The organism is Cupriavidus sp. 96C5-1 (assembly GCF_057798855.1).
Genome location: NZ_JBYOJU010000041.1, coordinates 47,174 through 56,639 on the forward strand (window position 1 = coordinate 47,174; position 9,466 = coordinate 56,639).

A 9,466-nucleotide genomic window follows, 5' to 3' on the forward strand; every position below is an offset into this window, starting at 1 on the left:
CTGTCTGAGCAAATCTGAGCACACTGGCGGCCCGCACCATGCGGCCCTGGTGTCAGACCCCGGCACTAGCCGTCGATCACGATCTTCTGGTAGACCCGGTAGCCCTCGCCCCGCACCGTCGACACGGGCAACCGCAGGCCGCCCATCTGCTCGACCTTGCGGCGCAGGCGGCGCATCTGGGTATCCAGGCGGCGCTGGTCGTAATGAAGGTAATCCTCACCAAGCGCCCGCACGATGGCCTTGCGCGTCACGCATTCATCGCCGATGGCGAGGGCATGCAGGACCGTGTAATCCTGCGCAGACAGTGGAATGGGCGGGAATCCCGGCGGGGTCAGCGTAGGGGGCTTGGCGGACAGCCGCCAATGTGCTTCCACCGACGAGCCATCGGACAGCAACCGCTCCTCTGCCAGCGCGAGGGCCCGGTCAGAAATATCGCGGGCCACCGCCACCCGCTGGTTCTTGCACTCGGACAAGCGTGCCGACCACATGATGTGCGCGATACTGCCGTCCTTGCGCACATAACGATTCTCGAAATGACGCTGCAGATAGCCAGCCTCGATCCGTTCGACGGCCTGCAGCGTTCTCGCCCGATCCTCGGGATGGACGAAGTCAATCATCGGCGTGCCCAGCATCTCCTCCGGCTGGTAGCCAAAGATGCTTTCGCAAGCCCCCGTGATGGACAGAAAACGGCCCTGGCGGTCGACGACGCAGATCGCGTCGAGCAGCAGGTCCATGACGTGCTTGGGCGGCAGTGTCGCCATCGTTTTTTTCAGAGCGGTGTGAGGACGAGTGCGCTACGCGCTGCCAAGCGTTGCAAGCGCGTCACGAGCGCGAATAGTAGCAAAAAGGCGGTTCGGCCGCAGGCGGCTTTTCTGTCACCCGCAATGCCGATAGTGCAGAAGATTGTTCGCCGCGCAGGCACTGCAGGATCACAACACCACTGTGGCAAGGACTACATTGATGGGCGACCCTGCCTTTCCTGCCCCGGAATGCCTATGCCGGCAGCGGGAATCTGCGGATGCAGAGCGTCAGGAGGCGGCCAAGAGCAAAGCCAAGGCGCTCGAGTCGCCAACCGGATCAACGGTTCGTGTGAATTCTCGCGGCAGTAGGGTGCGGAGTGAACAGCGCTGCGCTAATTCATGGCTAGCTAGTCGATACCATAGAGATATCTAACTGGTAACCACCTAGCTCGATTTAGCGGCTGTCCTGCGCCGAGTGGCATATCGCTTGGCGCCAAAAGCTGGCTGATCAGTGCGCCAAGGTCCTATGTGTCCGCCTGGCACAGCAGGTCGTAGATTGCCGGATCCTCGGCAGGAATAATCAGCCCTGTAAAGGTTTTTATGCGCGTTGCTGCCAATCCCAAGACCGCGGCTGGATATACTGCCGTTCGCGAGGCAACGTCGAGCGCCTTAGTTACCCGAAGGAACCGCCAAACAAACATAAGCGGCTCGAAAGATGGCTGCTAACGAACGTCGCCACTACGTCCCCCAGTCCTACCAGAACGCATGGTGTAAGCAAGACGGACCGTCGCAGGGGGGGCGCCTCCACCGATTCCAGTGGAACGCAACCGCTTTCTTGTAGAGCGCGCCCACCCTCATTCCACTAGATGTTTAGACGGGCTCTACTCGCTCGATAGCATGCCGGCCGGCCGCCAGGCCCGTCCGGAGGAGTTCCGCGCATTGCGCGCCTGAGTGGTATCCGACGGTTACGCCCGTAGCGCCGCCTTCATCATCGCGCCGACGTGATCGAACAGGCATTCCGCGGCAGGCGCCACGCCGAGCAGATGGATGCAGGCATGCACCATGCCCGGCAAGCGCTTCTGTTGCACGGCGACGCCCGCGTCGGCGAGACGGCGGGCATAAGCCTCGCCTTCGTCGCGCAGTGGGTCGTACTCGCAGACCAGAATGGTGGCGGGCGCCAGACCACCGAGTCGTCCTGCCCGAAGCGGCGACGCATATGGCGAGGCGTCATCCGCCGGCGCGGGCAGGTAGGCCGACCAGCAGAACTCCATCACATCCCGCGTCAGGTAATAGCCCTCGGCAAACTCGCAGTAGGAGTCCGTGTCCATCGCGCTGTCCAAAGCGGGATACAGCAGCAGCTGATGCGCGATGGCAGGGCCGTTGCGATCGCGCGCCAACAGGGTTGCAGCGGCTGCCAGGTTGCCGCCGGCGCTGTCGCCGCCCACCGCAATCCGCTTCGGATCGATACCGAGTTCCGCGGCCTGGTCGAATGCCCACACCACCGCACGATACACGTCCTCCAGCGGCACAGGAAACTTGTGTTCGGGCGCGAGCCTGTAGTCCACCGACAGCACCACGCAGCCGGTGGCGTTGGCCAAGGCACGGCAAGGGTTGTCGTAAAGCGCCATCGAGCAGAGGACCCAGCCTCCGCCGTGAGCGAACACGATGGCGGGCAGCGGCGCGTCAGCTTGCCGCGATGCCGTCGGCCAGTAACCGCGAATCCTGATCTTGTGGCCGTCATCAGCTGTCATGCTGAACATCCTGATCGCCGCCACTTCCTGCAAGGGGCCGTGCAGCGCAGGCAAGTCGCGTTCGGTGGCATGGCGCATTTGCTCCAGCGACGTAACACCGCCGCTTGCTGGTAACGCAGCGAGGAAGCGAGCGATGTCCACATCAACGGGCATGCGCATGCCCTCCCTGCTCCGCTTCCAGGAACGGCAGCAGTTCAGCCATGAACGCCTCCGGGGCCTCCTCCATGATGAAGTGGCCGCAGTCCGGCACTACCACGCCGCGCAGGTCGATGGCGTTGTCGCGTAGCGTCACCAGCGGCGCGTCGTTGGTCGCGTGCTCCGCGCCGATGGCCAGCACCGGCATCGCCAGCTTGCCCTTTGCGCGTTCGCGGTTCTGTCGCACCGTTTCCGGAATCGCGCGGTAGTAGGCGAAACCGCCGCGCAGACCGCCCGGCGCGGAATAGGCCGCGATGTAGGTGTCCACGGCCACACGGTCGCGGCGATGGGACCACTGGTCGAACATGAAATTCAGGTAGGCGGCCTCGCGCCCAGCTATCAGCGTCTCGGGCAGATCGGCTACCTGGTTGAACATGAAGTGCCACAGGAACTTGTTTTCAGCAGGCGGTGCGAAGATGCTCGGCGCTGGCGCAAGTCCAGGGATCACGGCCTCCGTAAGCGCCAGCCGCGTGATTGCGTCGGGATGGTCGCTTGCCAGCGCGTAGGCCACCCACATGCCCACATCGTGGCCGACCACCTGATAGCGATCATGGCCTAATGCCGCCATCACGCGGTGCAATGTGCGGGCAGTGGTGCCGGTGTCGTAGCCCGTCAGCGGCCGGTCGGAATGTCCCGTGCCCGGCGGGTCGACCGCGACGGCAAGGAAGCCGCGTCGCGCGAGCGCCGCCATCACATGACGCCAGGCGAACCACGTCTGCGGCCAGCCGGGAATCAGCAGCACCGGCTGGCCGCTGCCTGCGGTGACACAGTGCACGCGGTGGCCGTCGATGCGTACATAGGTGTGCGTGTATTGGAAGTCGTCTTGCATGGATGCCTTCGGTGGATGCATTGGATGCGCTGTTGATGTCAGGCAATGCCGAGCATGTTGTCGATCTGCGCCTTGTCGACCGTGGCGCCAGCAAAATCGTCGAAGATGCGCGAGGTCACGCGGATGATATGGCTGTTGATGAAATCCACGCCTTCGCGCGCGCCGTCTTCCTGGTTCTTCAGGCAGCACTCCCACTCCAGCGTGGCCCAGCCCTGGTAGTCGTATTGCGACAGCTTGGAGAAGATCGACTTGAAGTCGACCTGGCCATCGCCCAGCGAGCGGAAGCGTCCGGCACGTTCGGTCCACGACGTATATCCGCCATAGATGCCCTGCCGCCCGCTCGGATTAAACTCGGCATCCTTGACGTGGAACATACGGATGCGGTCGCGGTACAAGTCGATGTAGTCCAGGTAGTTCAGCTGTTGCAGCACGAAGTGGCTGGGGTCGAACAGGATGTGGCAGCGCGGATGGTCGCCAACCAGATCGAGGAAGCGCTCGAAGGTGGCGCCGTCGTGCAGGTCTTCGCTGGGGTGGATCTCGTAGCAGAGGTTGACGCCTTCCGCATCGCAGGCATTCAGCACCGGCAACCAGCGTTTGGCGAGCTCTTCGAAGGCGGCTTCGATCAAGCCTTTCGGGCGCTGCGGGAACGGGAACAAGTACGGCCACGCGAACGAGCCGGAGAAGGTGCCCATCTCAGTCAGCCCGAGTCGGCGCGATGCCTTAGCGGCAAGTTGGAGGCGCGTCAGCGCCCACACGGAGCGCGCCTGCGGATTGCCGCGCAGCGCGGGCGGCGCGAAGTTGTCGCACATCGAATCGTAGGCGGGATGCACCGCCACTAGCTGCCCGAAGATATGCGTGGTCAGTTCGCTGATGACCAGGCCGTGCTCGGCCAACGTGCCTTTGACTTCGTCGCAATATGTCTGGCTTTCCGCTGCGGTCTTCACGTCGAACAGGCGCTCGTCCCAAGCAGGAATCTGCAATGCCTTGAACCCTGTTTCGGCGGCCCATTTGGCGATCGCGGGCAACGTGTCGAACGGCGCTTGCGCGTCGCTGAACTGAGCGAGGTGGAGGCTTGGACCTTTTATAGTTTGCATTGATCTAACTGTCTATTGTTTGTCGATCGACAAATAATAGACGGAGAAAACGAGGACGTCAACCGTGTTCGGCGCCGCGGCGGTAAAATGCACGTCGCAACAGCATTCACTCACGAGCAGAACATGGCCGGACGCCCCAGAGAATTTGATCGAGACCAAGCCCTGAATGCGGCCATGACCGTGTTCTGGGAGCGCGGCTATGAAGGCGCGTCGATGTCGACGCTGGTCGAGGCGTTGGGCCTGGCCTCGGCGCGCATCTACGCGGCGTTCGGTAGTAAGGAAGCGTTGTTCCGAGAAGCGGTGGCGCTATACGAAGCAGGCGAAGGCGGTTTCGCGGATCGCGCCATGCAGGAAGAAGAGTCGGCCAGACAGGCCATCGCCCGCTTGCTCGACGACGCGGCGCGGACCTACACCAAACGCGGTCGTCCGCATGGCTGTCTGGTGGTGTCCGCGGCCAGCAGTTGCGCACTCGAGAACGAACCGGTGGCCGACTGGCTGGCGGAACACCGCCGCCAGCGCACGCAATCCATTATTGACCGGCTGCATGCGGCGGTGGAAAGCGGTGAACTGCGGCAGGACACCGACATCGCCGCGCTTGGCGATCTCTACGGCGCGCTGCTGCACGGCATCTCCGTGCAGGCCCGCGACGGCATCAGCCGCGCCCGTTTGCAGGCGATGATCGGGCCTGCGATGCTGGCTCTGGATGCTGCCGCTGCCCCTGGCAAAACCGTCTCCCAAGGTTGATCCGTAAGAATATAGCGCGGCCTAGCGAATCTTTAGCTTGAAGCGCATGCGTGGACTGGCAAGCCAACAGTTTGTTTTCGATGGCCGCATGCGGCCAGGAAGCTCGAAGAGTCGCCGATCCGAGCCGTGTGAAAAGGCGTACCATCAGGAGGTGATCGAACGCTAGGTTTGTCCGTGCCTGAGCGTGTAATGTCTCCCCAGCCAAGTGGTCCTGCCATGATCCTGTATCACACTGACCCCGATTCCCCGGTCGTCGAGATTTTTGTCGAAGGCAAAATCACTGACCGCGATCTGCGCGAAGCCATCGAGCGCATGCGAGCGGATCTCGAACTGAACGGCAAGACCCGCGTGCTCGAACGCATCGAGCATGTCACCGGCATCGAGCCAAAGGCGCTGTGGACCGACCTGACGCTCGGCGTTTCCTTGGCCCGCAAAATCACGCGCGCGGCCGTGGTGGCCGACGCGGGATGGATCCACGCCTCGATGCATCTGGCGCGATTCTTTACGAAGGCCGAAGTCAAGGCGTTCCACGTCAATGAGTTGGATCAGGCGCGCGCCTGGATCAACGCCTGAGCGCCGCCCGGCGAATCTCGTATCGTCCTAGGCCATCGCCGAGTAGGGCCAGCCCGGCGCCCTTGAACGCGAAAGTGTAACGGGAGCGGAGGTCGTGGAGCTTTGCTCGAGACAGTGAGATAGTGTTAGCCAGGCAGGGGCATCGCGGATCGCGTTGCCCCTGCTGCTGCGAGATCGTCCAGCACTCGCGGGGCAACCCTGGTCGAGACAATGCAGTAAAGGACTGAAGAAAACCATGAGTGCCAGCCTGATCGACTATCAATGTGTCGAGTGGGGCACAGCGGAACAGCGACCACCATTCGCCGGGGATATCCTGCACTGTGACGAAACGCCGCGCTGCCCCGGCGCTCCCCGGCATGCCGGGCGTGGATGCGGTCTACCCGGGCAGTGGCTCTGCTGTGAAGTGGTCGCGGCCCGGCGGCTCGGGCGCATGGTAGTCCGGGCCCACGGCGCACGGAGGGGCACACACCAGTCCCTTAACCATGCGCATACTCCCTGGCACAACCAGGGCGACGTCTGACTGTGAAAGCCTGCGTGCCGTTAAGACTATCCCAGATTCATTGTTGCCGTTTAGCCCGCCGCATGCGGCACCCGGCTTCAAGGGGGCATGCCAAAATGCGGAATTGTGCTTCGCAGAGCATAAAGTGCGAATCCCGGCCGACCCTCCGTGAGGGCAAGGGGCGCGGGCGTCGTGCGGCAGCGTCGTCTCTTCGTACCGGGAGTTTCGCTCGCGATATGCGGCCGGACCGAGCGGTTGCGCGGTAGGCCCTCATCGACAACGCAGACCGAGCGCCGGGCGCGCGCGAGATGGTGGCAGCGGACAGCCTGGCGAAGCTGCCGCCGACAATATCGCCACGTGCACGCCAATCCGATCCCGACTCCCCACATCCATCGCCAGGATGATCGGCCGTAACCGGACAGATGGAAGTCACACGGGAAAAGAGGCGTTTGTCATGAAGTATTCACAAAATTCGACGACATTGCTGGCGAAGCATCCACCCCGCTATTCCCAAAAACTCCGGCGACTCATGCGTTTGAAATGACAGGCAACTCGGCATCGGTCAGCGTGCTTGCGCTGACAGGATTCTTGAGTGGCTTGGGCCTCCTGATTGCGACTGGGGTGGTGCGTGCGCAGTCGCCGGGTACGTCTGGCGGGCCATCACGGTCGGACATGCGTCTCCATGGACCGGCCACCGCTGCCACATTGCCGTTGACGGATGGGCCGGCCATCGGCCGCACGGCCGGGAGAAATGAAAGGTTTTTCGACTTCGACATACCCGCGCTACCCTTGGATTCCGCACTTGACCGCTATGCGGCGCAGTCCAGACGGCCGGTGCTTTTTCGAAGCGAACTCGTGACCGGGCGCATGTCGTCTGCTGTGCAGGGGCGCTTCTTGCCCGAAGTCGCGCTGAACCAACTACTCAAGGGGACCGGCCTCGTCGCAGAACGAGACAATGCAGGGGGAGGCGGCAGTGCCTTTGTCTTGATGGAAGCCGATGAGCACGCCGCGCCGGCACCCTATGCCGGGATCGACGATCTGGTCAGCGATCGACGGTATCCTGGCCAGGTTCAATCCCGCATCTGGCAGGCGCTCTGTAGCGCCCCACGGACCGCCCCCGGGACTTACCGCGCGCTGATGCGCTTTCAATTGAGCGCCGATGGCCGCATCCAAGGGGTGCGCTTGCTTGGCTCGACGGGGGACCCCCAACGTGATGTGGCGCTGATGGAAATCTTGAGAACGATTCAGGTCCCTCCGCCACCGCCGGATATGGCGCAACAACCGTTAACCATGTTGATTGTCCCTGAGGATCACAATGGCAGGCTTCGCTGCGACAGGGGGGCGTCCTAGCTATGTCCGACGACGTGCAGCCGGCCTTGCTGGAGCATTTGGCCAATCGCTACGCCAACCTCAAGCGAAGTCTGGTACGGGTGCTGGGCAGCGATGACCTGGCTGGCGATGCCTTGCACGATACCTATCTGAGGTTGCAGCGCCAGGAGAACCGCGGGCCGATCCTGAGCCCGAGTGCCTATCTGCTGCGCATGGCGGTCAATATCGCCGTCGATATTCAGCGCAGGCAGAACCGCAACTTGTCGACAGACGACGTTGAAGCTCTCATGGAGCTGTCCGATCCCGCACCCGGTCCGGCGCAGGTGGTTGAAGACCGTGCCGAGCTAGAGGCCTTGAGCAGAATCATGGCGCGCCTGCCAGAGCGCCGGCGGCAAATCTTGCTGCTGGTCCGCTGGGAAGGATTGCCGCAAAAGGAAGTGGCCGAGCGACTGGGGGTTTCGATACGCACGGTCGAAAACGAATTGAAGCGCGCGCACGATTTCTGTGCCCAAATGTCGAGCAGACAAAAATAGTTGAGGGATTTGAGCATTGTCATTCGTCTTTACTCGTGAAACGCAATCCGCGCCGAAGCTGCGCGCGGCTCGCCGACGCCATCCAGAGCGCGTTTTCATGGTGGCTTGATTCGATATCGTGAAGAAACCCATCGACCAACATGCCGTCTCCAACGACGTGCTCCAGGAGGAAGCGCGGGCCTGGGTGCGCTTGCTCACCTCGCGTGAAGTCAATGCATGGGATGCGCAAGGATTTCAACGCTGGCTGCACAGCAGCCCGGCCAACAAGGAAGCGTTCAACGAAGCCAAGCGGCTCTGGACTGCGATGAAGCCGGCGGCAGGGGAATTGCTGCGTGCCGATCCGGGGATCGCCGCCGCACACAGCCATGCATTACGCCCCGTGCAGTTGGGGCGTCGTGCATTCATGGGCGCAGCGGTGAGTGCTGCGGCCGTAGCGGCCGTTGCCGCGGTGTACCCACCCCTTGGGGTCTGGCCAGCGATCACGGAGTGGGGAGCGGACTACCGTACCGCCGCCGGCGAGCGGCAGGAAATCGGGCGAGCCGGCAGTGTTCTTGTTACGCTCAACACGCGGACCAGCGTTCGACGACAGATGGACCATGGCGAAATGGTCGGCCTGGAACTCATCAATGGACAGGCCGCCGTCGACCTGTCCCGGGACGGCCAGCGCTTCGTCGTGACGGCGGGAATCGGCCGAAGCGTAGCCGAATCGGGACGCCTCGACGTGAAGTCTCTCAACGGCAAGGTCTGTGTAACCTGTCTTGAAGGCGCCGCGCGCGTGGAGCATCCCGCGGGGATTCGCGCACTCCTGGCTCGGCAGCAAGCCATCTACGACGATCGTATCGTCAGCCCCGTCGCCGGCGCTGATCCGCAGGAAGTGTCGGCTTGGCGCACCGGAGAAATGGTGTTCCGCAGTACGCCGCTTGCCGAGGTGATCGAAGAAATCAACCGCTATCGACCCGGCCGTATCGTGCTGGTGAACACCGCCGTTCGCGACCATCTGGTGAGCGGTCGATTCCTGATTACGTCTCTCGATGCAGTGTTATGGCAAATCGAGCATACCTACAAGCTTGAAGCCACGTCCTTGCCAGGGGGATTGCTGGTCCTGAGTTGAGCCGTCCGGCACGAGGGCTGGCCATTCCACTGCGCAGATACATAGGGTATGGACTGCCCACCTTCTTA

The 9,466-nt window shown here is 62.7% G+C and carries 9 protein-coding genes; 5 read left to right on the plus strand and 4 right to left on the minus strand.

Features of this window, described 5'->3' with window-relative positions:
- Positions 1 to 65: 65 nt before the first annotated feature.
- From AC3FOF_RS33670 to AC3FOF_RS33685, 4 genes are all read right to left on the minus strand, one after another.
- The gene (locus AC3FOF_RS33670; protein WP_017224226.1) at positions 66 to 761 is read right to left on the minus strand and encodes a PAS domain S-box protein; all 696 of its coding nucleotides are present in this window, start codon (positions 759 to 761) and stop codon (positions 66 to 68) included.
- A gap of 944 nt (positions 762 to 1,705) precedes the next feature.
- Positions 1,706 to 2,515, minus strand: a complete 810-nt coding sequence (locus tag AC3FOF_RS33675; protein ID WP_276264477.1) for an alpha/beta hydrolase — start codon at positions 2,513 to 2,515, stop codon at positions 1,706 to 1,708.
- Between the two features lie 118 nt (positions 2,516 to 2,633).
- On the minus strand, positions 2,634 to 3,515 hold the full coding sequence (locus AC3FOF_RS33680) for an alpha/beta fold hydrolase (protein WP_488729055.1): 882 nt from the start codon (positions 3,513 to 3,515) through the stop codon (positions 2,634 to 2,636).
- Between the two features lie 38 nt (positions 3,516 to 3,553).
- A complete protein-coding gene (locus AC3FOF_RS33685; protein ID WP_488729056.1) occupies positions 3,554 to 4,609 on the minus strand; it encodes a sugar phosphate isomerase/epimerase family protein in 1,056 nt (351 codons plus the stop codon).
- A 174-nt stretch (positions 4,610 to 4,783) separates the two neighbouring features.
- Here AC3FOF_RS33685 and AC3FOF_RS33690 point away from each other — a divergent pair, with 174 nt between their 5' ends.
- The 5 genes from AC3FOF_RS33690 (at position 4,784) to AC3FOF_RS33710 (ending at position 9,398) form a co-directional block, all read left to right on the plus strand.
- A complete protein-coding gene (locus AC3FOF_RS33690) occupies positions 4,784 to 5,353 on the plus strand; it encodes a TetR/AcrR family transcriptional regulator (protein WP_276269077.1) in 570 nt (189 codons plus the stop codon).
- Between the two features lie 216 nt (positions 5,354 to 5,569).
- On the plus strand, positions 5,570 to 5,926 hold the full coding sequence (locus tag AC3FOF_RS33695) for a SpoIIAA family protein (RefSeq protein WP_017224221.1): 357 nt from the start codon (positions 5,570 to 5,572) through the stop codon (positions 5,924 to 5,926).
- Positions 5,927 to 6,965: 1,039 nt separating this feature from the next.
- Complete coding sequence (locus tag AC3FOF_RS33700) at positions 6,966 to 7,775, plus strand: TonB family protein (RefSeq protein ID WP_488729057.1); 810 nt, start codon at positions 6,966 to 6,968, stop codon at positions 7,773 to 7,775.
- A gap of 2 nt (positions 7,776 to 7,777) precedes the next feature.
- On the plus strand, positions 7,778 to 8,287 hold the full coding sequence (locus tag AC3FOF_RS33705; RefSeq protein WP_017224219.1) for an RNA polymerase sigma factor: 510 nt from the start codon (positions 7,778 to 7,780) through the stop codon (positions 8,285 to 8,287).
- A gap of 118 nt (positions 8,288 to 8,405) precedes the next feature.
- Positions 8,406 to 9,398, plus strand: coding sequence for a FecR family protein (locus tag AC3FOF_RS33710; RefSeq protein WP_488729058.1), 993 nt, complete (start codon positions 8,406 to 8,408; stop codon positions 9,396 to 9,398).
- The last annotated feature ends 68 nt before the right edge of the window (positions 9,399 to 9,466 follow it).

What these genes read in the sequence shown, in the direction of transcription:
- AC3FOF_RS33670 (WP_017224226.1), bottom strand. Translation starts at nt 761, where the DNA reads ATGGCGACACTGCCGCCCAAGCACGTCATGGACCTGCTGCTCGACGCG.
- AC3FOF_RS33680 (WP_488729055.1), bottom strand. Translation starts at nt 3,515, where the DNA reads ATGCAAGACGACTTCCAATACACGCACACCTATGTACGCATCGACGGC.
- AC3FOF_RS33685 (WP_488729056.1), bottom strand. Translation starts at nt 4,609, where the DNA reads ATGCAAACTATAAAAGGTCCAAGCCTCCACCTCGCTCAGTTCAGCGAC.
- AC3FOF_RS33690 (WP_276269077.1), top strand. Translation starts at nt 4,784, where the DNA reads ATGACCGTGTTCTGGGAGCGCGGCTATGAAGGCGCGTCGATGTCGACG.
- AC3FOF_RS33695 (WP_017224221.1), top strand. Translation starts at nt 5,570, where the DNA reads ATGATCCTGTATCACACTGACCCCGATTCCCCGGTCGTCGAGATTTTT.
- AC3FOF_RS33700 (WP_488729057.1), top strand. Translation starts at nt 6,966, where the DNA reads ATGACAGGCAACTCGGCATCGGTCAGCGTGCTTGCGCTGACAGGATTC.
- AC3FOF_RS33705 (WP_017224219.1), top strand. Translation starts at nt 7,778, where the DNA reads ATGTCCGACGACGTGCAGCCGGCCTTGCTGGAGCATTTGGCCAATCGC.